Annotated in this window: 20 protein-coding genes and 5 tRNA genes; 7 read left to right on the top strand and 18 right to left on the bottom strand. The window is 53.5% G+C overall.

Annotation, left to right across the window (positions count from 1 at the left end):
- Positions 1-5: 5 nt before the first annotated feature.
- From AC2IBB_RS27695 to AC2IBB_RS27685, 3 genes are all read left to right on the top strand, one after another.
- Positions 6-1,088, top strand: a complete 1,083-nt coding sequence (locus AC2IBB_RS27695; protein WP_486329920.1) for an efflux RND transporter periplasmic adaptor subunit — start codon at positions 6-8, stop codon at positions 1,086-1,088.
- The gene (locus tag AC2IBB_RS27690) at positions 1,085-4,138 is read left to right on the top strand and encodes an efflux RND transporter permease subunit (protein WP_486329919.1); all 3,054 of its coding nucleotides are present in this window, start codon (positions 1,085-1,087) and stop codon (positions 4,136-4,138) included. Before AC2IBB_RS27695 ends, AC2IBB_RS27690 begins: the two co-directional genes overlap by 4 nt.
- Positions 4,139-4,261: 123 nt before the next feature.
- The gene (locus tag AC2IBB_RS27685; RefSeq protein ID WP_486329918.1) at positions 4,262-4,678 is read left to right on the top strand and encodes a DUF3052 domain-containing protein; all 417 of its coding nucleotides are present in this window, start codon (positions 4,262-4,264) and stop codon (positions 4,676-4,678) included.
- Positions 4,679-4,748: 70 nt separating this feature from the next.
- Here the strand turns inward: AC2IBB_RS27685 and AC2IBB_RS27680 are convergent, their stop codons facing one another.
- The 5 genes from AC2IBB_RS27680 to AC2IBB_RS27660 form a co-directional block, all read right to left on the bottom strand.
- A complete protein-coding gene (locus tag AC2IBB_RS27680; RefSeq protein ID WP_127968812.1) occupies positions 4,749-5,117 on the bottom strand; it encodes a YciI family protein in 369 nt (122 codons plus the stop codon).
- Between the two features lie 62 nt (positions 5,118-5,179).
- Positions 5,180-5,551, bottom strand: coding sequence for a YciI family protein (locus AC2IBB_RS27675; RefSeq protein WP_486329917.1), 372 nt, complete (start codon positions 5,549-5,551; stop codon positions 5,180-5,182).
- 83 nt (positions 5,552-5,634) lie between these two features.
- Positions 5,635-6,072, bottom strand: a complete 438-nt coding sequence (locus tag AC2IBB_RS27670; RefSeq protein ID WP_486329916.1) for a YybH family protein — start codon at positions 6,070-6,072, stop codon at positions 5,635-5,637.
- A 41-nt stretch (positions 6,073-6,113) separates the two neighbouring features.
- Positions 6,114-6,941, bottom strand: a complete 828-nt coding sequence (locus AC2IBB_RS27665) for a YciI family protein (RefSeq protein ID WP_486329915.1) — start codon at positions 6,939-6,941, stop codon at positions 6,114-6,116.
- A 135-nt stretch (positions 6,942-7,076) separates the two neighbouring features.
- Positions 7,077-8,399, bottom strand: a complete 1,323-nt coding sequence (locus AC2IBB_RS27660; RefSeq protein WP_486329914.1) for an RNA polymerase sigma factor — start codon at positions 8,397-8,399, stop codon at positions 7,077-7,079.
- A gap of 284 nt (positions 8,400-8,683) precedes the next feature.
- Between AC2IBB_RS27660 and AC2IBB_RS27655 the strand changes: the two genes are divergently transcribed.
- A complete protein-coding gene (locus tag AC2IBB_RS27655; protein ID WP_486329913.1) occupies positions 8,684-10,231 on the top strand; it encodes an alanine/glycine:cation symporter family protein in 1,548 nt (515 codons plus the stop codon).
- A gap of 127 nt (positions 10,232-10,358) precedes the next feature.
- On the opposite strand, the gene AC2IBB_RS27650 is transcribed toward AC2IBB_RS27655, so the two are convergent.
- From AC2IBB_RS27650 to AC2IBB_RS27630, 5 genes are all read right to left on the bottom strand, one after another.
- On the bottom strand, positions 10,359-10,694 hold the full coding sequence (locus tag AC2IBB_RS27650; protein WP_486329912.1) for a hypothetical protein: 336 nt from the start codon (positions 10,692-10,694) through the stop codon (positions 10,359-10,361).
- Positions 10,687-11,931: a poly-beta-1,6-N-acetyl-D-glucosamine synthase gene (pgaC, locus tag AC2IBB_RS27645; protein WP_486329911.1), complete on the bottom strand. Its 1,245-nt coding sequence runs from the start codon at positions 11,929-11,931 to the stop codon at positions 10,687-10,689. Before pgaC ends, AC2IBB_RS27650 begins: the two co-directional genes overlap by 8 nt.
- The gene (gene pgaB, locus AC2IBB_RS27640) at positions 11,928-13,880 is read right to left on the bottom strand and encodes a poly-beta-1,6-N-acetyl-D-glucosamine N-deacetylase PgaB (RefSeq protein WP_486329910.1); all 1,953 of its coding nucleotides are present in this window, start codon (positions 13,878-13,880) and stop codon (positions 11,928-11,930) included. The genes pgaC and pgaB overlap by 4 nt, the downstream gene beginning before the upstream one ends.
- The gene (gene pgaA, locus AC2IBB_RS27635; RefSeq protein WP_486329909.1) at positions 13,877-16,324 is read right to left on the bottom strand and encodes a poly-beta-1,6 N-acetyl-D-glucosamine export porin PgaA; all 2,448 of its coding nucleotides are present in this window, start codon (positions 16,322-16,324) and stop codon (positions 13,877-13,879) included. The genes pgaB and pgaA overlap by 4 nt, the downstream gene beginning before the upstream one ends.
- Positions 16,325-16,800: 476 nt before the next feature.
- Entirely contained in the window at positions 16,801-18,318 is a 1,518-nt protein-coding gene (locus AC2IBB_RS27630; protein ID WP_486329908.1) for a 2OG-Fe(II) oxygenase, read from the bottom strand.
- A 195-nt stretch (positions 18,319-18,513) separates the two neighbouring features.
- Here AC2IBB_RS27630 and AC2IBB_RS27625 point away from each other — a divergent pair, with 195 nt between their 5' ends.
- Complete coding sequence (locus AC2IBB_RS27625; protein WP_486329907.1) at positions 18,514-19,131, top strand: TetR/AcrR family transcriptional regulator; 618 nt, start codon at positions 18,514-18,516, stop codon at positions 19,129-19,131.
- Between the two features lie 92 nt (positions 19,132-19,223).
- On the opposite strand, the gene AC2IBB_RS27620 is transcribed toward AC2IBB_RS27625, so the two are convergent.
- Entirely contained in the window at positions 19,224-19,703 is a 480-nt protein-coding gene (locus AC2IBB_RS27620; RefSeq protein ID WP_486329906.1) for a hypothetical protein, read from the bottom strand.
- 175 nt (positions 19,704-19,878) lie between these two features.
- Between AC2IBB_RS27620 and AC2IBB_RS27615 the strand changes: the two genes are divergently transcribed.
- Together AC2IBB_RS27615 and AC2IBB_RS27610 are read left to right on the top strand one after the other, a co-directional pair.
- Positions 19,879-20,433: a hypothetical protein gene (locus tag AC2IBB_RS27615; RefSeq protein ID WP_486329905.1), complete on the top strand. Its 555-nt coding sequence runs from the start codon at positions 19,879-19,881 to the stop codon at positions 20,431-20,433.
- Between the two features lie 55 nt (positions 20,434-20,488).
- On the top strand, positions 20,489-20,803 hold the full coding sequence (locus AC2IBB_RS27610) for a barstar family protein (protein ID WP_486329904.1): 315 nt from the start codon (positions 20,489-20,491) through the stop codon (positions 20,801-20,803).
- A gap of 76 nt (positions 20,804-20,879) precedes the next feature.
- On the opposite strand, the gene AC2IBB_RS27605 is transcribed toward AC2IBB_RS27610, so the two are convergent.
- From AC2IBB_RS27605 to AC2IBB_RS27575, 7 genes are all read right to left on the bottom strand, one after another.
- Complete coding sequence (locus AC2IBB_RS27605; protein ID WP_011399230.1) at positions 20,880-21,440, bottom strand: HNH endonuclease; 561 nt, start codon at positions 21,438-21,440, stop codon at positions 20,880-20,882.
- A 61-nt stretch (positions 21,441-21,501) separates the two neighbouring features.
- A tRNA-Gln gene (locus AC2IBB_RS27600) sits at positions 21,502-21,576 on the bottom strand.
- A 145-nt stretch (positions 21,577-21,721) separates the two neighbouring features.
- Positions 21,722-21,797, bottom strand: a tRNA-Trp gene (locus AC2IBB_RS27595).
- Positions 21,798-21,843: 46 nt separating this feature from the next.
- A tRNA-Leu gene (locus AC2IBB_RS27590) sits at positions 21,844-21,930 on the bottom strand.
- A gap of 8 nt (positions 21,931-21,938) precedes the next feature.
- Positions 21,939-22,157: a hypothetical protein gene (locus tag AC2IBB_RS27585; RefSeq protein ID WP_486329903.1), complete on the bottom strand. Its 219-nt coding sequence runs from the start codon at positions 22,155-22,157 to the stop codon at positions 21,939-21,941.
- A gap of 20 nt (positions 22,158-22,177) precedes the next feature.
- Positions 22,178-22,252 (bottom strand) — tRNA-Asp (locus AC2IBB_RS27580).
- A 28-nt stretch (positions 22,253-22,280) separates the two neighbouring features.
- Positions 22,281-22,367, bottom strand: a tRNA-Ser gene (locus tag AC2IBB_RS27575).
- Between the last annotated feature and the right edge of the window lie 2 nt (positions 22,368-22,369).

Raw genomic sequence — 22,369 nt, 5'->3', positions numbered from 1 at the left:
TCACGATGACCAGTCTAAGCAAGTTCAGTTTTATGGCGATTTTGCTTTCTCTTGGAGTATTGCAGGGTTGTTCTGAAACGGACCAACAGACGATGGAGGAGAAACCTTTGCGCCCTGTCAGAACGATGGTGGTAGGGGCTGCGGAGAATGCGAACTGGCGTGAATTTCCCGGTACGGTGGATGCGGCGCAGAAGGCGGAGCTGGGCTTTCGGGTGACAGGGAAGCTGCATAGTCTGAACGTGAATGAAGGGCAGATTGTGAAGGAAGGGGAGGTGCTGGCGAAGCTGGACGATACTGACTTTCTCATTCAGCTCAAGAGTCGTCAGGCGGATTATCAGCAGGCCCATGATGATTTTCTACGGGGAAAATCCCTGATCGGTAAAGGCGTTATTTCCCAGTCGGATTTCAGCAAACTGCAGGCGCAGGACGTTGCCGCCCAGGCGGCTCTGGAGTCCGCACAGAGAAATCTGGAGTACACCGAACTGAAGGCCCCATTTGGCGGCAGGATCGCCAAGCGTTATGTTGAAAACTATGAAGAAGTCTCCGCCATGCAGTCGATCTATGCACTGCAGGATATCTCGTCTCTGTTGGTGAAGGTGGATATTCCTGAAAGCCTGATGATTACTGCTCAGGAAGGGACAGAGCCGGAAGTACAGGCGTTGTTCTCTGGTATCCCCGGCGAGAGTTTTCCCCTGAAACTGAAAGAAGTGTCCTCCCGCGCGGATGAAGCGACGCGTTTATTCAACGTGACTTTTAGCATGCCGGCGAACCCTAAATACAACATTCTGCCGGGCATGTCCGTCACAGTCAGAGGTCGTCCGCCGCAAGCGAAAGGGCAGGACGGCGCTATTTTTGTTCCGCCTCATGTGGTGCAGGAAGACGGCGATGGACGTTATGTATGGACGGTCAGCCATGAAAATGACTCGACAGGCGTGGTCAGTCGTCGCGCGGTGACGACAGGGGCGATTCAGAATAACGGCATTCAAATTCTGTCTGGGCTGGAAGAAGGCGATGAAGTGGTGTCCGCCGGCATGAGTAAGATGCACTCTGGGTTGCAAGTGCGTCTGACCACGGAGGGGAGCAAGTGAATATCACACGGTTTGCCATAGAGAATAACCGGCTCACGATTGTTCTCCTGCTGGTGATTGCAGTGGCCGGAACCATGACTTTTCTGGGCATGCCCCGCGCTTATGACCCGGGTTTCGTCATGCGTGCGGCGCAGGTGGTGACCTATTTTCCCGGCGCGAGTCCCGAACGGGTGGAGGAGCTGGTTTCCTCGCAGATTGAAGAAGCGGTGAAGGAAATTCCAGAGCTGGACTTCGTGAAAAGCGAATCCCGTACCGGTGTGTCCATCGTTACGGTGAACATCAAGGAAAGCTACAAGGACATGCGCCCGATCTGGGATAACCTGCGGCGCAAAGTTGAGTCCATTTCCACGGACCTTCCCGATGGTGTCGTTGGCCCTTATGTGAATGATGAATTCGGCGATGTGTTCGGCATTGTCATGACCATTACGGCGGAAGGCTTCAACTATGCGGAACTGAAAAAGATCTCCGATGATGTGAAAACGGAGATGCTGAGGTTTCCGGATGTCGCCAAAGTTGAAATCTGGGGCGAACAGGAAGAGCGTATTTTTGTTGAATACAATAACTCTCGTCTGTCTGAACTGGGGTTGTCTCCAAGCCAGCTGTCGCAGGCCTTGGAAACGCGCAACATTATTATTTCCGGCGGCTCTTTTAATCTGGGGCGTGAGCGCATATCGCTTGAGCCAAGCGGCAACTTTGAGTCAGTGGAGGATATTGAGCAGACCATCATCAACATCCCGGGCACCAATCGGTTGATGTATCTGAAAGACATCGCCACAGTGGTGCGCGGTTATGTGGACCCGCCGGAATCCTTGTTGCATTCATCCGGGGAGTTCGCGCTGGCGGTGGCGGTGGCCATGCGGGAAGGCGGCAACAATATTGAGCTGGGCGAGCAGGTCTCGGCCATGATGAACGAGCTGCTGCAGCAATATCCTTACGGCATCGAGTTTGATCTGGTCAGCTTTTCTCCGGCGGAAGTGGATCAGAAAGTCAGCGATTTCGTTTCCAACCTGTTGCAGGCGATCGCGGTGGTGTCCATTGTCATGTTGTTCACCCTGGGCCTGAGAACTGGCTTGGTGGTTTCCACGCTGATCCCTTTATCCATGCTGCTGGCGTTTTTGGTGATGTCCTATCTGGATATCGGGCTGGATCAGATTTCTTTGGCGGCGCTGATTATCGCGCTAGGGATGTTGGTGGATAACGGGATTGTGATGGCGGAAAACATCATGGTGCTCATGGAGAAGGGCAAAAACGCCACTGAGGCCGCTATCGACTCCGCTATGGAGTTGCGGATCCCGCTGTTGACGGCCTCGTTGACCACTATCGCCGCATTCCTGCCGATTTATCTGGCGGAGTCCAATGTCGGCGAGTTCACCTCGTCCTTATTTAAGGTCGTGGCGATTACCTTGCTGGCGTCCTGGGTGATCTCTCTGACGGTGATCCCCATGTTGTGCGTGTACTTCCTCAAAGTCACCCAGCAGGAAGAGAGTTACGGCTCTATGTTTTATCGTACCTATCGTCGTGTCTTGACGAGCATGTTGCGCAACCGTGCGGCGACGTTGCTGGTGACGGTTCTGGTGTTTATCGTGGCCATGAAAGGCTTCGGCTACGTGCCAAAAATCTTCTTCCCGCCTTCAGACCGGAATTACTTTCAGGTGGAGCTGAAGCTGCCGGAAGGCACTGCGATTGAAGAGACTCGTCGAGTCGTAAACGATATGGAAAGCTTTGTAGAGTCCGATCTGCAAGTTACGGATTCGCGCAAGGATGGGGTGACCAAGTGGGTCAGTTATATTGGCAACGCCGGCCCCAGAATTATTCTTTCCTATAACCCGAAACCCAATAACAGCAGCTATGCGATGATGATTGTCACCGCCAGCGACGCCAAGCTTGTACCAAGTCTGATAGAGCGTATCGGCCGTTATGCTCTGGATAACCACCCTGATCTTGAGGCTACGATCAAGCCTATGGCTAACGGCCCCTCTGTGGCGAACCCAGTGGAAGTGCGGTTAAGTGGATCGGATGCGGATGTGCTGTTCCGCCACGTCGACGCGTTGAAAGCGAAGATGCGTGAGATTGGCGGCCTGACCAATATCACGGATGATTGGGGGCAGCGCATCAAGAAGCTGGTGATCCATATAGATCAACCCCGAGCGCTTAGAGCCGGCGTCACCAGCCAGGATATTGCGGTGTCTCTGCAAGCGGGCATTAGCGGTCTTGAATTGACGGAGTATCGGGAAGGGGAGGATATCATTCCTGTGATGGTGCGGGCGGAAGGCTCTAATCGCAACAATATCAGCGGCGTTCGCTCGTTGTCGGTCTATGTGCAATCCACAGGGAAATCGGTTCCTCTCTCCCAGGTGGCGGACATCGAAGTCGTTTGGGATACAGCGAAGATCTTTCGTCGTAATGGTCTGAAGACCGTCGCTGTCGGCGCTCAGTTGGAAGGGGACATCACCGCGGCGGAGAAATTCGCTGAGTTGACGCCCTGGCTCAAGGAGCAGCAGAAGGAATGGGGCGCCAGCACCCGCTATGAACTGGGCGGCGAATCGGAAAGTTCCGGCAAGGCGAATCAGTCCATCGTGGATAAGCTGCCTATCGCTGGCTTCGTCATTCTGATTCTGATGGTTGGTCAGTTTAACTCCATCCGTAAGGCGGCCATTATTCTGAGCACGATTCCGCTGGGTTTGATTGGCGTGTCGGCGGGGCTGTTGGCATTGAACAGCGCTATGGGCTTTATGACCTTCCTTGGCGTCGTATCGTTAGCGGGGATCGTCATCAACAACGCGATTGTGTTGTTGGAGCGCATTAATCTGGAACTGGCGGAAGGCGTCGAGCATGGTCAGGCTATTATCAACGCCGCGCAACAACGCACCAGACCTATCTTGCTGACGACCGCGACGACGGTGCTGGGTCTGTTGCCTTTGTATCTGGGCGGGGGCGAAATGTGGGAGCCGCTGGCGATTGCTATCATGGCGGGCCTGCTGTTCTCCACGATCCTGACCCTTTGTGTGGTGCCTGTGTTGTACGCCACGTTCTATCGGGTGCGGTTTTAACCGCGCCCAAAACCCGAAGCATTACAGCGGATTACACTGTGACAGGGAAGGGCAGTGCGACTGAGTCCACTGACAGTCAAAGCCAGGGCGCTCCCTGGCTTGACAACACAAACAGGAAATCTCATGGCGGGCTATTCAAACACGCCACTATCCAAAAAGCTGGGAGTCAAAGAAGGCTTTGTGCTTTATGCGTCAAATGCGCCAGTTGATTACCAGTTGCTGGTTAGCTCTCTGCCTGACAATGTGCTTCTTGTTGATGCGCTTCGTCCTGATTTGGACATGATCCACTTTTTTACAAAAAGCCGTGATGAGTTGGAATCAGAGCTTGGGAACTTGGCTGGCCATATCAAACAGAATGGCATGATCTGGATATCCTGGCCTAAAAAGGCCTCCAAGGTTAAGACGGATATGACGGATATGACGGAAGATGAAATCCGACGTATCGCTTTGCCTATGGGCCTGGTGGACGTGAAAGTATGCGCAGTAGATGAAGTTTGGTCTGGCCTCAAGCTGGTGATACGCAAAGAAAACAGGAAGTAAGTCCAGCGCGTTTGCGTTCTATTGCTCTTTCCCACAGCATTGTTTGTCCTTCTCGCCAGAGGCCGCCGGTTTACCCGGCTGACTCTGGCGCTTGAAGTTCACGAATGGGGCGAATTTCAATGCTGCCCAGGCGGGCGGGAGGAATACGGCCGGCGAGCTGGATAGCCTCATTTAAATCGCGGGCTTCCATCATATAAAAGCCCGCCAATTGTTCTTTGGTCTCTGCGAACGGGCCGTCTGTGGTGGTGACGCGGCCGTTACGGACGCGCACCGTGGTGGCGGTTTCCACGGGTTGCAGTGCGTTGCCGCCGACAAAATGTCCGCTTTGCCTGACCTCATCGCCGAAAGCGATGCACTCTCCGTTCAGCGAGTCCCACTCGCTTTTGGTCATGGCGTTGATAATGTTTTCATCGTAATAAACGAGACATAGATATTTCATAATCAATTCTCCAGGTTAATAGAGTGCGACGACGGAAGTCGCGCTGATAGAGGCTGTGCTATTCACAGGGCAATGAGGTTATCAATGGGGCGAATTTCTACTCCCCAGCCCATCTCTTCTCCGATATTGGCGGCGGGGTGTTTTAGCGCCAGGGCTTTCGCTTCTTCCAGACTATTCGACTCAATCATAAAGAAACCGCCGATTTGCTCCTTGGTTTCTAAAAACGGACCATCTGAAACAATAGGGCCTTTTCTGCTGGGACGAATACACAGAGAAGAGGGCGGGGAGGCAAGAGAACCCTGTGCGATTACGGAGCCGCTTTGTCGCAGGCTTTTATCGTAATCAGCGCATTGGCTGACGATGGCCTGCATCTCCGCCTCACCCAGCTCCGCAAACTTTTGAACGTTGTAATAAGCCATGCAGAGAAATTTCATGGTGTTTTCCTTTATGTGCGATGTGCGATGAAGTGGAATCAGGGCGGAGACAGTTAATCAGTGTGCCGCCCTGGTCCGCGCTATCAGGGTTCGAGGTTAAACAGCGCTGCGCCATCAGGCACGCTGAACGGCGCTGAGTAATGCTCGTGCACAATCTTCCACGCGCCTTCGCGGCGGCAATAGCAAACCGTGCCGCGCATCCAGGAACTTTGCGCTTTCCCTTGCTCATCGACACAGCCGCAGCGGTTGAGAAAGTGCCCAACGGCCAGGTCTCCCTCTGCTTCTATGCGTAAATCTTCCACTTCAAAGATCATCGGGCCAGAGGTGTAAGACAAGCAGGTTTCCCAATGTTTGCGATAAGCCTCCGCGCCGTCGAATTGCAATTGCAGGATCGCGTCGAAGGCGCGCACGTCTGGCGCATAGTGACTCATGATGCGGTCCAGATCCTTGGCGCAGGCGGCCTCCACCCAGCTGCCCAGGGCCTGACGTATCTGGCTCTCAGTGGTATTTGTTGCGCTCATAACCGTCTCCTTATTTTGTTTGTTTGTCAGTTCGACTGTGATCAGGCTGCTTGGCTGCAGTTAATCATCCAGGGCGTGCCGAACCGATCCACCAGCATGCCGAAGCGTATGGACCAGAAGGTCTGTTGCAATGGCATGCGCACTTGACCGCCTTCCACCAATGTGTTGAACAGGCGGTCGGCTTCTTCAGGGGTGTCCGTATCAAGTTGCACGAAGAAGCCTTTAGGTTCTTCAAATTGCCCGGGAGGCGTATCAGAGGCCATTAGTTTTCTATCTCCGACCGCCATACAGATGTGCATGATCTTGTCCTCCCAACCTGGAGGGTTCTGAGTCGGGTCGGGACATTCTGCGAAGGTCGCCGAATACTCGATTTTGCCTCCAAGGACTTGCGCGTAGTATTCGAAAGCCTCTTTGCATTGGCCATTGAAGAATAGATAGGTATTCACCTGAGGCGACTTGGCTGACAACTGCGCCTGCAGGGCCTTATGTTGCTCCAATCCCTCACTGGGCGTGAAGTCTTCCAGTTCATAGAGCTGGCGGATTTCCAGCTCGACTTCTCCGTCGCCATCCAGAGCCGGCCAGCGACACGCCCATTCGATGGCTTCTTCTTTGGATTTCGCCTGGATCATGGTGTAGCCGGCGATAAGCTCTTTGGTTTCCGCAAAAGGACCGTCGAATACGGTGGGCTTGCCGCCGGAAAACTTAATTCGGGCGCCCTTGTCGCTGGGCTTCAAACCGGCCCCATCCAGCATGGCGCCAGCGTTCGCCAACTCCTGGTTGTAGCTCCCCATGGCGGAGATCAGGTCGTCTTCAGGCATGACGCCGGCTTCCGTGTTTTTATCTGCTTTACGTATGATCAGAAATCGCATATCAGCGCTCCATTTCTATGTCAGTCTTTGATTACCAGGGGCCCTTGCAATGAAGCCAACCCCTTTATGTACTTCCTTGTCGACTGGGAAAGCGGCAAATCGACATACTGCAGAAAACTTTTTTAAAAAATTTCTCTAGACGTTTTTCGTTGTCATGGCCAACTCGTCCAGACGTCTTTTCAGAAAACGGCGTTCGGGTTCTTGTTTTGCCAGGGCCAGCGCCTGCTGGTAGGCGCTCTGCGCCTGCTCAAACTGTCCCAGACGTCGGTGCATGTCCGCTTTGGCGGAGTGGGCGAGGTGATAAGAGTGAAGATCCCCCGCAGCGAGGATGCGGTCAATGATTTCCAGGCCCTGTTGTGGGCCATCGCGCATGGCCACCGCCACTGCCCGATTCAAAGCCACGACGGGAGAGGGGTTGATCCGCAGCAGAAGGGTGTATAAGCCGATGATTTCAGACCAGTCTGTGGCGTCTGCGCCGGAGGCTTCCGCATGTACCGCGGAGATGGCGGCTTGCAGTGTGTAGGGGCCAAACCGCTGTGAGCCAAGCGCCTTCGTCACCCATTGTGCGCCTTCTTCTATCTGCGACTTATTCCACAGTGACCGGTCTTGCGCGTCGAGTAGAATCAGGTCGCCTTGCGCATTGGCGCGAGCGGCGCGGCGGGAATCGCTGAGTAACATTAGAGCCAGCAGCCCCATTGCTTCTGACGCCTCTGCTTTGGACTTCAGCAGTTCTACCAGTAAGCGGCCCAACCGAATCGCTTCCGCAGATAAATCGCTGCGGGTGAGGCTATCGCCTGTAGACGCGGAGTAGCCCTCGTTGAATACCAGATAAATGACATGCAACACGGACTCCAGGCGTTCCGGCAACTCGGATTCGCTCGGCACTTCATAGGGAATGCGGGCGTCCCGTATTTTAGACTTGGCGCGCACAATGCGCTGAGCCACTGTGCTGGGGGAAGAAAGAAACGCGCGAGCAATTTCCTCGGTGGTGAGGTCGCATACTTCCCTCAATGTCAGCGCCAGTTGCGCTTCCGTGGAAAGGCTGGGGTGGCAGCAGGTGAACATCAGGCGCAGGCGATCATCCTCAATGTCTTCGTTCAGTTTGTCTTCCGCGCCTGTCGCATCTGCATAAAGCCGCTCGGCGATGTCAGTTAGCGAGGCGTCAAAGCGGGCGCGGCGACGTAGATGATCAATGGCTTTGAAACGCCCTGTGGACACCAGCCAGGCGCGTGGATTGGCGGGAACGCCTTCCTGCTCCCACTGGTCGGTGGCGGCGGCGAAGGCCTCATGCATGGCTTCTTCCGCCAGATCAAAATCGCCCAATAAGCGGATTAATGTCGCCAAAATACGTCGGGATTCCGCCCGATATACAGTCTCAATTTGTTGACGGGCGCTTAATTTCGCGTTTTCTTCCTGCTGCGGCACTTCGGCTTTCTCCCATAACTTATTGAATGCCAATATCCCATCCTAAGTGATGACGGAAATTGCGGGAAGTGCTGACTAACTTTTGCTCGATGCGCCGTTAGGATATTCGTCGCATGTTAAAGACACGGAGCTAAGATGCTGTATAATCCGCTCCGGTTTTTATGCCGGGAAGCCTAGGGCGTTAGGTTGGTCAACCAAAGCGACGCCGGGAAAATCCCATACGCACGAGCGTTTCATTACAAAAATAACAGTCTCATCCAAATCTGTAGCCAGCATGCGGCGTCCGATTCGACAGAGACTCTACGTGGAGATTTTTGATGCAAGATATTGTTAACTATATGAACGGCCTGATCTGGAGCCCAGCTCTGATCTACCTGTGTCTGGGAGCGGGTCTGTTTTATTCTGTGTTGACAAGGTTTGTCCAGGTCAGGCATTTCGGTGAAATGTGGCGATTGCTCCTCTCGGGCACGAGCTCTGACAAAGGGATTTCCTCCTTCCAGGCCCTTGCGGTCTCTCTCTCTGGCCGGGTCGGCACCGGCAACATCGCAGGCGTCGCCGCCGCTATCGGTTTCGGCGGTCCCGGCGCAGTCTTCTGGATGTGGATGGTCGCCTTCCTGGGCGCGGCCACTGCTTATATCGAATCCACTCTGGCGCAGATTTACAAAGAAGAAGATGAAGGCCAATATCGTGGCGGCCCTGCTTACTATTTTGAAAAAGCCATGGGTCAGAAATGGTATGCCTGGATTTTCGCTATTGCGACCATCATTGCTTGCGGTCTGTTCCTGCCAGGCGTTCAGTCCAATAACATCGGCAGCGCGGTGGAGACGGCATTCGGCGCGGGCTCTATCATCAATACTTCTTTCTTCGGTGAAGTGAGCTTCGCGAAGCTGGTTTCCGGCGTTGTTGTCGTTCTGATCCTGGGCTTCATCATTTTCGGCGGCGTAAGACGTATCGCCAAGTTCACTGAAATCGTCGTTCCCTTCATGGCGCTGGCGTATATCATCATCGCTTGCGTTATCGTAGGCCTGAATATTGACCAACTACCTTCTATTATCAGCATGATCGTTGGCGATGCATTCTCTCCAATGGCGGGCTTTGGCGCGGCGATTGGCTGGGGTGTAAAACGCGGCGTATATTCTAACGAAGCAGGCCAGGGCAGCGGCCCACACGCGGCTGCGGCGGCGGAAGTTCAGCACCCGGCTCAGCAAGGTCTGGTGCAGTCTTTCTCCATCTATATCGATACTCTGTTCGTATGTTCCGCAACGGCGTTCATGATCCTGATCACCGGCGCTTACAACGTGCACGGCGCGACTGAGGGCGCATACATCATCCAGAATGTAGCGGATGGTATCGCAGCCAACGGCCCGGTATTTACTCAGATGGCGATTGAAAGCACATTGCCTGGCGTAGGCAAGCCGTTCATCGCGTTTGCGTTGTTCTTCTTCTCATTCACCACGATTCTGGCGTACTACTACATTGCGGAAACCAATGTGGCGTATATCAAGCGCACCGTGAATATTCCCGGCATGGTCTTCATCCTGAAAGTCGCCATCATGGCGTCGACTTTCTACGGAGCGGTGAAAACTGCGGATCTGGCCTGGGGCATGGGCGACATCGGCGTAGGCTTGATGGCGTGGTTGAACATCGTGGGCATCGTGGTGATTTTCTTCATGGCCAAACCGGCTTTGAGAGCGCTGCGTGACTACGAAGATCAACAGAAGAAAGGCGTGACCGAGTACACTTTCGATCCTGAAAAACTGGGCATCGAAAACGCGGAGTACTGGACCAAGAAAAAAGCAACCGAATCTCGCGACAAAGCAGGCAAAGCTGAGCCGGCCAAAGCGCGTAAGCCGGGCGTCGCCTGATGACTTTGTAAGTATGTTTCCACTGCATTGATGGAAACAACCAATAAAAAGCCGGACTTTGAGTCCGGCTTTTTTGCGTCTGCCTGCAGGCAGTCGTTGTTTATTTCATGATGGAGTGGGAAGAGGCTTAACCCTCTCCCAGAAGCTCCACTTCCGCCTGCTTGAGCAGGTTTCTGCGGCGCCACCACCATTTGCAGTGATGCGCCCGCGACCACAGGTGATACAGCGCCAGCGTCACTGTGAGAATGCCGCCAGCACAGGCCAATATATCGATTAGGGATAGCTTCAGCAGGGGCGACATAAGCTCTCCATCACTGAAAAAGAAGAAGTACAGGGGGTGCAACAGCAGATACCCCCACAGCATCCAGGTCATAAGGGATATTGCTCCATCTCTTAGCCAGAGTCCTGTGGTGCGCCGTGACGCCTGTGTGTAGATAAGTGTCCTTTGTGTTGATTCAGCCACGAAAAATTTCTCCTCTATCCGGACTTTCCCAAACTGCATGTTGATTGCGTTTTCTGAACAGGGCCTTGGGCACTGCGATGGTTACCGTGGCGATATTGAGTATCCAGTAGAACAGCGGATACCAAATGCACCACAGAAAGTTTTTGAGCAGTCCCTGATCGTAATGACGGTCGATCAGAATGCTGACCAGGAACTGCAATAGGCATAAAAAGATCATCAGCACGGCGCAGACTTCGAATGTCAGCACCTGCGCCGCGGTGGGAGCTTCGGAGAAGGTGAGCAGTCGCCAGGCGAGCAGACCGATAACGCTGTAGCTCCAATAAACGCTGGCGAGATATTCCAGCAGCAGTGGCCAGAATCGCAGCTTGCCCTGAAACAGGCAGCGCCAGCCATATTTTAAGCAGACTTCCGCGCCGCCTTGGGCCCAACGCAGTCGCTGTTTATACAGGCCGCGAATGGTTTCGGGCATCAACACCCAGCAGCGCGCCATAGGCTCATACCGAATGTTCCAACCGGCCATCTGCAAACGCCAGCTGACGTCGATGTCTTCGGTTACCATGCTGGTGTTCCAGCCGCCGATTTGCTGCAAGGCGCTTTTTCGGAACGCGCACACCACGCCGGAGATAGTGAACAGGGTGCCGTAGATACGCTGCGCACGCTTGATGAGACCGATAATGGAAGAGAACTCGCCTGTCTGGATTTTGCCGATAATGGTGGAGCGAGTGCGCACTCTTGGATTGCCGGTGACGGCGCCGACGCCGTTTTCGCTGAGAAAGTGACGCACCATCCAGACCAGCGCGTTGCGATCAAGCAAGGCGTCGCCATCGATACATACCAAACAGTCCCCTTGAGCCTGCTCCAGCGCATTGTTCAGCGCGGCGGCCTTGCCCTGGTTTTCCTGATGGATAACACGCAGTTTGGGGTGCTCCTTAGCGATTTCATCCAGACGCGCGCCGGTATCGTCTCTACTGCCGTCATTGATGGCGATGATTTCGTAATTTGGATAATCCTGCTCCAGCAGGCTATCGATGGTCTCCTTGATATTGGCGCCTTCGTTGTAGCAAGGCACCATCACCGACACCATAGGGTAGTGACGCAGTTTAAGTTTGTGGTCGGGGTGATTTTTCAGGTAGCGGCGCTCCCAATGAAAAAAGTAGTACACCCCACCAGTAATCCACACCAGCGCCATGATGCTGGGGTAGAGGTAGATACAAAGCAGCAGAATATCCAAGGTCATTTCGCCGCCTCCAAAGTGGAGTTCAGCGAGAGTTCAGGGCGAATCACATTGATGTCGGGAATGCCTTTGATGAAGTCATCAGGGTAATAGCCGAAGCTTTTCACTCCTTCCTCGGAGATGATTTGCATCTGACGTCTGAGCACTTTGGCGGGGATGGCCGATCCGTCGCGCCAGTCCTTCGCTTGCAGCTCGAACACCAGCTTGTCTGGATCTATGCGCTTCAGCGCCGTTTGCGCGAGTTTGCGCAACCACTGTTCAGGATCTTTCTGCTGCTCCATGTAAGGCATCGCCATGACCGCCACGTGATCATAGGATTTGGCGAACGCCTCCAGATTTTGCGCGAACCACGCCTCACTGTCTGGGTTGAGCACCGGCTGGGCGTACATATTGCGGGCCAGCAGCAAGTGTTGGCCGTCGCTGGCGAAGTAACGGGCGCTGCGCTTGGCGAGCCGATGAGTGATATCAATTAAGTATTGGGTTTTCAGTTCCGCCCAGCGCTTTGACAACTCTTGATTCGCATGGATAGCGTCAATGGAATCACCCAGTCCCCATGCCGCATATTGCCTCAGCGCTTCCGGCGAGGCGTCTTCAAAGTCGCCGAGAAAGGCGTCGTCATGGAAGAGGATGCCATGGAATTTGCCATACAGGCTGAGGTCTTCGTAAATATCGCCAATGGTTTCGAGGTTTTTCTCGTTGAAAGGCGAGAGCCTCAGATAATGCTCTGGCGCAGGCTTTTGGGTGCGCACATCGGTGACGTAGCGGTAGTCTTTACCCAGGTTAAAAGCCAACACCGGCATCCAGGCGTACATACGAACGCCTGCGCGGGAACGGAGCTGCCATGCGACGCGATTGAATATGTCCGCGCGCACCGGCAGGTGGCGATTAGGGAAATAAAGGGCGTCTGCGACGCCATCGCCATCCGGGTCCGCGAATGCCTGTAAATAAACGGTGTTGACCTTATATCGACTGACTCGCTCAATCAGTCTGTCGATATTGTTCTGGACGACTTTCGGGTCCGGGTCGTAAACATAGTCCAGGTCGACATGCAGGATGCGTTTCACCATCGGCGGCTTGGGCTCGCCTTTTAAGATCCGGCCGAAATGCTCCAGGCTGATTTCCTGGTCCATCAGGTAACGATATACATTCAGGCCGGAGTCCGTGACCATGTTGACTCCCTCATCCAACGAAAAGGTGTAGGGGTAACCTTGTTCCTTGGCGATATCGATGGAGTGGCTGTTATAAGCGCCGTAGGGCCATACCATGATGCGGGGCGACTTCAGGCCCCGGGTGGTCATCTGTTTCTTACTGGCCTTGAAGTCCTTGCGCAGACGGTGGTCATAGTTCTCGGTGGTTTCATAGCTGTCGTGGTCTTTGTCGTACTCAGGACTGACCGCGGCGGGCTGCTCATTGCCGAAAGGGTTGGCGTATATTCCATAGTGAAGGTTATAGGTATGGGAAGCGAACTCCACCAGACCGGAGGCTTCCATTTCCCGGATTTGCGCCCAGTTCAGAAAATGCTTGCGGTCCAGATTGGTTTTTCCGTACAGCACTTCCTTGCCGGGCTCAACTTCCAGCCATTTGCCCACCAGCGCAATGACAGCGGGGTAGTTATATAGCTTCAGTAAGGGAAAGACAGTGGTATAAAAGGATTCATAGCCATCGTCGAAGGTAAGCAGCACTGCGTTTTCCGGCAGTTTGGATTTGCCTTCTTTGGCGTCAATAATCTGCTGGAAACTGACTGGGTGATAGTTGTTTTGTTTTATCCAGTTGAGGTGTTCGACAAAGCGATCCCTGCTCAAGGTGTTGGCGAAGATGCGCTTGGTCGGATTGAGTTTGACGTCATAGAAGTCGTGGTATCCCAATACCACATAGCTGTTTTCCGGGCGGCCCCAGACCAGTGACGAGAGCAACGTCAGGCTTAAGAAAATTATCCGGGCGATACCTTTCACTGCATAAACCTCATTTCAAAGTTGGCGAAAATCAACGTGCCGTTCTCAGGCTCTCCGTCGTAGGTGGCTTTGTCGCGACTGACTCCCAGTTTGACGCTGACCTGGTCCCGCCAGCGCCATTGCTGGCTGTAACTGATCGCCCAGCCTGTAGCAGGGTCGTAGCCTTCCTGGCGATACTGATTGACGCTGGTTTCCAGGAATTGATCCAAATCCCAATCGTCGGATACTTTGATGCGGTAGCTATGGCGCAGCTCTGCGGCGTAGTTGCGATCGGACTTTGGATTGAAATAACTGGCTGCAACCTGATCGTTATTGCTGCCGCCTGCGCTGACGACGCCGGACAGTTTGTATCGCGGCGTTTGCCACAATTGAGCTTCCAGCCATGCGCTGGCTGCCTGGCGGTCATTGCCGTCGGTAAAGTCGCTGAGTGAGGCTGAAGCCCCAAGGGATACATCCGTCGTGAACTTGTATGTAGCGCCGAGGCCCCATTGACGCATGTAACTGTTGTCGTAAAGACCTCTTAGCGGCGTTTCTGATGGGTTGTAGCGGTAGTTCGCCTGCAATGACAAGTCGTCAAACAGACTCCAGTTGGCGGCGCTCCAGAAATAGTTTTTGTCGTTAAGTTTTCCGCCCGAGCCAGCTTCCAGCTCCAGCGAGAACGGGTAATAATTCAGGTCCGCGCCGATACCGGTATAACGAGCGTAGAGATCGCGCTCCTCCCATTCTCCATACATCTTTTGGTCGTGAATGAAGAGGCGCTGGCCCTCCCAGCGTTGTGAGTACAGCCGGGCGTCGTAGCGCCACTCTCTTGAGTTTTGCGCTTTACCGGGTTCACTGTTGCTGGACTTGACGCGGTTGACATCGACGCTCAGAAACGGTGCGTTAGCCTCGTTCCAGCGTTTGTTAACCTCACGTTGCTCGTAATTGGGATAAGCGGCGTTCAACTCCTCGCGTTTGGCGTTGAGATCCCGCCAGTCGCCTTTTTCCAGCTGCGTCAGCCACAGACTGCGCCTGGGGTGGCCTTGAGCGCTGCCGGACAGCATCGTATCTGCGCGGCGATAACAGGCTTCGGCTTCACTGAACCGGCCCTGCCAGCGTTTCACATTGCCCAAGTCCATCCATAACCATGGGTTGCCGGGCGCCTCGATCAATGCTTCTTGCAGCGCTTTTTCCGCCGCATTCAGGTCGCCGCTCCAAGCCTGGTGGATAATGCTTTGTTCGCGCAGCTGCTGATAATTTTCGTTGTTAACTTTAAAGCTGCCGGTAAAATCCCAACGTCGTGGGGGTTGGGAATCCAGGAGTTTTTGCAACAGAACGCCGCCTTCTTCATATTGCTCTGCATTCATGTGTGTGTAATACAGCTTCTTGCCAAGCTCCAGCGTGGGCGTTTTCGCATACAGCCTTTTGAATATTGGCAGCGCTTTGAAGGGGCGACGTGTGGCGGAATATAAGTCTGCGCGGGCCTCGTCTATATAAGCCGGAAGCGGTTGACGCGCTTCAATGGCGGGCAGCATCTCGCTTGCTTCATCGAAGCGCTTGGCGACGACCAGTCCGTAAAAGATGTCCAGTTCGATGGCGCCGCGCAGGGAGTGGCCCGCCGGGACTTTGTCATACAACGCCTGTAGGTCGGCAATGCCTTTATCCAGAATGTCCTGTCGGTAGGATTTGGCGCCGCTGCGGATATTAAGAGTGGATTTATAGTATTCGAGCCAGTAATGATCGACGCCCTTGAACCAGTCCGGGTGCGCCTTGACGATTCGCTCCGCTGCGGTGGCGGCGCCGAGATCAATGGCGGACTTATAAAGCCGCAGTCCGATGTCGCGGTTGTCGGGAGCGAAGCTGTAATAGTCCTGCAGAACGCCGACTTCACCAACCTTGTCCTGCAATACCGTCATGACATACAGCTCGTACTCAAAACGCTCTACGCTGGGTCGAGTCAGCTCTCTATAGTTGGCGATGGCCTTCTGAGCGTGAACATCTTCGCCCATTTCGGCGCTTGTCAGCGCCAGTCCCAGCCATGCATCCCGGCTTTTGGGGCTGCGCTTGGCCAGTAGTCTGTAAAGGTCAGCCGCTGCAGCGAAGTTCTTCTGATTGCGCTGCGCCTTGGCCAGAATTTCCAGGCTGTCGTTATTCAACGCTTTGGGCGAGCATGGATTGCACAACGCTAGCGCGCTGTCCAGCTCGCCATTCCAGGAGTACAGCGCGATCAGGTCATTGAGCACTGCTTTGTCGCGCGTCTTCTTATATAACTTGGAGAGGCCTTTAATGGCTTCCTGTAAGTGTCCAGCGCGAGCGGATATGACGAATTGCTCCCGTTTTTCATCGACGGGGCTAGCCGCCAGAGCGGGTATGGCTTGAGAAAGAGCGACCGCACTGACAAGCAGGCGCGCAAGTTTGCGCGCGGATAGCCGTTTGCTAGACGGCTCCGTAGGAAATAGAGTCATCGATTTTTAGCCCATTAAGCGTTAAGTCCCTCTAAACAATGGGAGAGATGAACCGCAGGAACTGCTTTACGATCCTTCTGTTAGAGGTCGGAGGCGCTTGCTGAAGTTGTGGTAGTGTCGTTTCGCGCGCCAAGTTATTGACGTGGTTCAATTGCATTTGCAGTTTGCTGGCGTCGTAAAAAAAGCTGACGCCAAAAAATTGATAAAACCTAATTAATTCAATAGCTTGCGAGCATCGCCATTTAACCCGAAAAGACCTGGGCAGAAAAATAGGGTGATATGGCTATAACAAAAGTGGTTATAGGCGGTAAAAAAGGACTAGTTAAATTGCTGGAGACTTGGCTTTTGAGAGAGGGAAAATTAGTGTAGATGGCTTAGGCGTAAATTTCTGTGAGGCGCGTCGCACAAGGGAATGAAGCAAAGGTAACGCTTTCATTTTGACGAGGGCGAGCTACGTGGAGTCGCCTCGACGCTGCTCAAAGTGAATGAAATATCACACGTCCGTCATAAGAGGCGGATAGAAAATTCTTATCCCCATATGCGCATAGCGACGTGACGAAGTTTTCGTGGCTGGCGACCTCTTCGAGCCCTGTTCCCGCCAGACTCCAGCGTTTGATCCGGCAGTCTTCTCCTGCGCTGATGAGTTGATTATTGCTAGCTGCGAGCAGGCTTCTTACGACCCCATCATGAGCTTTCCAGACGTTTTTCACATAAGGTTCCGGTAATAAATCGATGTGTAATATGTGACCCTCTCCGGTCCCGGCAAAAAGGCTGTGAGCCTTGTCGGACAAGGCAAAGCATCGTATTGAGCCTGCCTGGGGGGAGAGCCTGAGAAAGCTCGCGTCGCAGTTTGTCCGCCAGAAACATAGGGTTCCGTCCTCTCCGCCGCTGACGGCTTTTCCTCGCGCAAGCGGGGTGAACGCCCACACCCAGCCGTTGTGTCCGTACAGCGAGCCCCTGGGCGTTAAATTGTGGCTCCAAAGTCGTATCACGCCATCTGATCCTGTGGTGACGAGCTGGTTTTCGTCCAATGTTGAAATACTTAATAGAGTGGGGCAAAAGGTGTTAATTTTCCTGACGGGAAAATAGCCTGTTTCACGCTGCTTCCATTTACTGATGAACCCGTCTCGGGAGACGGCGAAAAGGTCATCTTTGGCGTTTGAGCATAAGTCCAGAACGGAATTCGCATGGCGGGACAAGGTTTGTAATAAGTGCTTCTGAGGGCTCCATATTCGGATGGATCTGTCCCTGGACGCTGTCGCGAAACGCCCGCCAGAAAGCGCAGCAACGCGCCAGATATATCCGTTATGCGCGTGTAATGCGTCAGGGCTTAGCAGGGTTGGGATAGATCTGGCCGGTTTTTCTGGTCGATATATCAGATCACTGCGAAGAATGTACTTTTCGCCGCTTAGCACAGTGTCCCCGCTGTGCCAGAGGCTATGGTCGAATACAATCAGGTCGCCGCGGCGGGGGGTAAAGCGGGCGCAGATTTCCGCGGCGGAAGCGTCTTTAAAGAATAAGGTGTCGCCGCCGCTGAATTCGGTTGCGTCGTTGAGATAAAGCAGGAAGGTTAGCCTTGATTCTGCGCCGTCGGGTCGTACATAAACGCCATCCTGATGGGGAAAGAAACTCTGGCCTGCGCTGTAGCGGCAAAGTCGCAGGCGAGGGTTCAGGGACTGTAGTCTGCCTGCGAAGGGAGAGGCCGCAGCGGCTAATGACGGAGGGAGAAATTCTCTGCACATATCGAACAGATGCTGCGCGAGTTGCGGGTCATCGACCACCTGTCTAGCGTTGTTGCGGTAGCTGGGTGGGTATTTCGCGTCAGCGGGGCTGAATCCTCGGGCCAGGGCGTCAGCCAATAGTTGTCTGCACAACGCTTCGGAAAAGACGCCGCGCAGAACGAAACATTCTTTCTTTAATTCCGGCGCTAAATCGATGCGTTGAGCGCCTTCTGGCAAGTGTTGAGAGGTGTTAAAACGACTGACGCTTTTCATGAGTCCGTTTTCCTCCATCGATACTGAAATGTCGCAGTGAATTGCATTTTGTATAAGTTGGTCAGCCAACCAAAAATAGATTAAAAGCAAATGATCGCGGCGGCAATATAAATTTGGTTAAATGACCAAAATAACGATTTGTCCGATGAGGCGATGGTGATCATGGGGAGAAAGTCGAATACAGAAGAACGTCGAATGCAAATAGTGGGCGCACTGTTGCGTGTGATGACGAAAAAGGGCTATGACGGTGCGACGATTCAGGCAATTGCGGCGGAAGCTGAACTGACGCCGGGATTGATTCATTATCATTTCAAAGCCAAACGGGAAATTCTGCTGGCGCTGGTCGAACATGTCGTCAGCATTGGCGAAACCCGGTACCGCCTGCTTAGCGTTGATGCGCAAACGCCCGAGCAGCAGTTGCGCGCCTTCGTCGACGCCAGACTGGCGCTGGGAAAAGGCGCTGATCCAGAGGCGGTGAAAGCCTGGGTGCTGATTGGCGCGGAAGCGGTGCGGGTGGACGATGTCAGGGAGTTATATTGCGAAGCCATCGCCATGCAAATGAAAGAGTTGGCGCAACTGTTGTGGAATATTGCAGGAGACCGACTGGCGGCGGAAGGCATTCGCAAGCTGGCGGCGATGGTGCTGGCTACGATGGAAGGCGCCTACCAACTGGCGGTGACCAACCCTGACTCGATGCCTAAAAACTTTGCGGCGGAGATGGTGATGGACACGATCGCCCGTGCTTGTGGGGGCGAGTTCTCTAATGAGAAGCCTTCTCCGCCCGGGCGGAGAAGGGAAAGCGACGCTCGCTGATGTGATTTTTTCTCACAACGCCTGCGCGGCTAGCCGCAGAAGGCTGGGGCTGACATGTGCAGGCCCTGTCGTTGCAAACAGATAGAAGGAAGCTATTTGTCTGCCTGATTAATAGCAGCAATGTCGATTTCGACAATGAGTCTGTGCTTGAGATAATCAATGCCGGGCCTGAGCGTCAGCTCCCAGGCTTGCTTCACTTCGTCGTTGTACGCATGGTCGTGGCGAAGAACGGTTTCGAGTAGACAGCTCAACCATAACTCATACATATCCGGCGTCAGCCCCATCGCATGGTGAGAGTGGGACGCCTCTATCAAGGTCAGCGTTTTGTCCGGCCGTCCATGAGTGGCGTATTCCTCTAAAGCATAGACTGCTGAACGTACAGCATGCACCTGTCGTTCAATAGGGCGTCGATTGAATATGGCGCTGACGTTGGCGTCTGAGGCTTTGAGGCGTACGTAGAAGTCGTCGACGAAGCTTACGTCGCTCCCCACATCACAAAAGCAGCGCGCAAAGCTTTCCCGGAAAGCGTTTAAGTTATGCTCAGATACTAAGCCCAAAGTGTCTTTACTCATTAAAAAAGTATGGCCTCGCATACAGAGTTACGCAATGTGGCGGTCAAGGTGAAAGGTTGGTCGTTTTGCCTGTAATGATGGCGATTAGCTTGGTTGCGCGATGCACATGGAGTAATCTACGGCGACTCGCAGTATGGCTGTCGTGGGTTTTATATTTACTCTCAAAGGAGACGCTATGCCCGAGCATGGAAAGCAGTCTGTCATACTGACTCTTGCGCTTGCCGCCGCCTGCGGCGCTTTGGTTTATTCGCTTAGCCTGCACCTGGTTATTCATCCCTTGCAGCTTAAAAATGCAGAACTGGAACATCAGATACAGAATCGCACTTCCGAAGTGACCAACGCCGATATTTATCGGGAACTTGAGCGGAAGTACGCGATGACGTTGGTGGAGCGAAATATGCTGCTGAGTTCTAATTCGGAGAACACGGGGCTGCACTCTGAGGTGGCTGAATTGCGAGCGCAGAACAAAGCCCTGGAAGGAGCGCTTAAACAACATAAAGCTGCACTGCAGGAGCGTGATGACAGGCTGAAACTGTACAGCTCCCAACGAATGATTCTCGATAGAATTGATGAATTACGCAAGGAACAATATCGCATTGATCAGAATCTGGCGCAGTTGCTTGCGGGCGCTACGCCTAACGAAAATGAAGTATCAAGACTCAACAACCGTCTGCAAATGCTGCAACAGCAAATTGCAGCCCTGACTGCGACCTTGGCCCCGCAGAGTTGAGCGCATCGATCTTTCAGTCACGCCTGTGGATTAATGAAACCCTTTGGGAGAACGCGTGACGAGTAAGAAACCGGCATGGGCGGACTGGGATCATCATCAGAAATATCGGCAGATGCACCAGAACCGGGAAGATTACTGTCGGCAGGGTCATCTGCGGGCAGTGGATAAAAAGGGACGAGAGGTCTTTCTTGACGGCCGTTACATCACGGATATCCCAAGTTTCTACCTTTCTTTAGGGGAGGCCCTGAATGGTGAAAACGGATACTTTGGCGCCTGCCTGGACTCCTTGCATGACTGCCTGTTCGGTGGCTTTGGCGTTGCACCGCCGCTCACAATACATACACTGCCTGGCGCTTTTCTTCTCATCTGACACGCTTATTTATTGCTGCTGATGCTTCTATCTGAGTGAAAAAAAGCGACCCGAAGGCCGCTAAGGGTGAGGTGGTTCAGGCTATTCTCGCCAATAGGTGGCGACTGAAGCCTTTACGTAGAAACTCCATCTGGTCACCCAGAATGTTTCTGTTGGCCAGATACAGGTATTCGTACCGGCTGGGTACGAATGGCACCGCTAATAGAGGCATGCCGGCTTCTTCCGGGGTGCGGTCTCTTTTGAAGTTGTTGCACCGGATGCAGGCGCAAACGACGTTTTTCCAGATATCTCTACCACCCCGGGACACCGGCATAATGTGATCCCGACTGAGTAGTTCATAAGGGAACGTCAATCCACAGTACATGCAGGTGCTGTCATCCCGCCGGAACAGGTATTTGTTGGTCAGCGGTGGCGTTTCCATCACGTGTTTGTCGCGACCTTCGGAAGCGATGATGGTTGGAATTTCAAGGGTGGACCGTTGTCCGTCACGTCCTGTTCCGCCTCGCAAAACAATGACGTTATCGCCGGCGCTCCAGAGTACGCGGTCGTTGCAGATCAGCGTGGCCGCTTCTTCCTGGCTCATCCACTGCATGGGTTGGCCGGTTTTGTCCAATCTAAGTATGCGAGGGGTGCTCATGACTACATCTCTTCTATTTGTCTACATGCTCTAATTTTTTTAAGGTTTATCTGGTTGAAATTGGCCGCCCCGCCTGGATTCGAACCAGGGTTCCCGGAGTCAAAGTCCGGTGCTTTACCAATTAAGCTACGGGGCAGTGTGAGGGTAAATTGAGGTCATCCTTGAGGCGGCATCGCCAGGAAGAATGACCGTATCTAATTGTTGCTGGGGACGACGACCCGTTCGTCGAACTCGTTTTCCATGACCTTTTCCTCTTTTCTGGTCTATTTCGTTAATCAAAGTGGCAACCCGGGACGGATTCGAACCATCACCTGGCGGGTTTGGAAGCCGCTGCTCTGCCAGTTAAGCTACCGGGCTGTAATACGTTTTAAGCGATAAGTGCTTTTTAAATCGCAAGTAAATATGGTGCGTTCGGCGAGACTCGAACTCGCATGCCGACTACGGCGCCTGGTTCTAAGCCAGGTATGTCTGCCATTTCCATCACGAACGCATGATTCATTAGCCTGTCAGCTTCGCCTTCACCCGCAACTCCCCGATGCGTGTGGGGATGTCGCCTGCGGCGATGTGGATCAAGTCGTTTCTTTCCAAAACCACGATCAGATCATTTTGATCGATACGAATTTGAGTCCGGTCATGACCCAAGCGGCGGTCCAGTCTTTGTTTGAGGTAAGCCGCCTGGTTGGCGGCGAAACCTTCCGCCAATTGATTGCTGTACATGTTTGTTACCTCTTTATAATTGGCGGCCTGTAAGAGAATTGAACTCTTGCTTCCGGGGAGACAACCCGGCGTCTTCGCCATTTGACCAACAGGCCGTATTCGTTTTTTCATTGTCAAAATATCTGGCGGAGAGTGAGGGATTCGAACCCCCATGCCTGTTCCCAAGCCACAGTTTTCAAGACTGCTCCATTACCGTTCTGGCAACTCTCCGT

The organism is Hahella sp. NS-SX17 (assembly GCF_057367735.1).
Note: the sequence above shows the minus strand (reverse complement) of the source record. Positions and strands in the feature narration are given on the sequence as shown.

Excerpts from the sequence above, each read along its gene's own strand:
- AC2IBB_RS27695 (WP_486329920.1), top strand. The coding sequence starts at position 6 with ATGACCAGTCTAAGCAAGTTCAGTTTTATGGCGATTTTGCTTTCTCTT.
- AC2IBB_RS27685 (WP_486329918.1), top strand. The coding sequence starts at position 4,262 with ATGGCGGGCTATTCAAACACGCCACTATCCAAAAAGCTGGGAGTCAAA.
- AC2IBB_RS27680 (WP_127968812.1), bottom strand. The coding sequence starts at position 5,117 with ATGAAATATCTATGTCTCGTTTATTACGATGAAAACATTATCAACGCC.
- AC2IBB_RS27675 (WP_486329917.1), bottom strand. The coding sequence starts at position 5,551 with ATGAAATTTCTCTGCATGGCTTATTACAACGTTCAAAAGTTTGCGGAG.
- AC2IBB_RS27670 (WP_486329916.1), bottom strand. The coding sequence starts at position 6,072 with ATGAGCGCAACAAATACCACTGAGAGCCAGATACGTCAGGCCCTGGGC.
- AC2IBB_RS27665 (WP_486329915.1), bottom strand. The coding sequence starts at position 6,941 with ATGCGATTTCTGATCATACGTAAAGCAGATAAAAACACGGAAGCCGGC.
- AC2IBB_RS27655 (WP_486329913.1), top strand. The coding sequence starts at position 8,684 with ATGCAAGATATTGTTAACTATATGAACGGCCTGATCTGGAGCCCAGCT.
- pgaC (WP_486329911.1), bottom strand. The coding sequence starts at position 11,931 with ATGACCTTGGATATTCTGCTGCTTTGTATCTACCTCTACCCCAGCATC.
- pgaA (WP_486329909.1), bottom strand. The coding sequence starts at position 16,324 with ATGACTCTATTTCCTACGGAGCCGTCTAGCAAACGGCTATCCGCGCGC.
- AC2IBB_RS27630 (WP_486329908.1), bottom strand. The coding sequence starts at position 18,318 with ATGAAAAGCGTCAGTCGTTTTAACACCTCTCAACACTTGCCAGAAGGC.
- AC2IBB_RS27625 (WP_486329907.1), top strand. The coding sequence starts at position 18,514 with ATGCAAATAGTGGGCGCACTGTTGCGTGTGATGACGAAAAAGGGCTAT.
- AC2IBB_RS27620 (WP_486329906.1), bottom strand. The coding sequence starts at position 19,703 with ATGAGTAAAGACACTTTGGGCTTAGTATCTGAGCATAACTTAAACGCT.
- AC2IBB_RS27615 (WP_486329905.1), top strand. The coding sequence starts at position 19,879 with ATGCCCGAGCATGGAAAGCAGTCTGTCATACTGACTCTTGCGCTTGCC.
- AC2IBB_RS27605 (WP_011399230.1), bottom strand. The coding sequence starts at position 21,440 with ATGAGCACCCCTCGCATACTTAGATTGGACAAAACCGGCCAACCCATG.
- AC2IBB_RS27585 (WP_486329903.1), bottom strand. The coding sequence starts at position 22,157 with ATGTACAGCAATCAATTGGCGGAAGGTTTCGCCGCCAACCAGGCGGCT.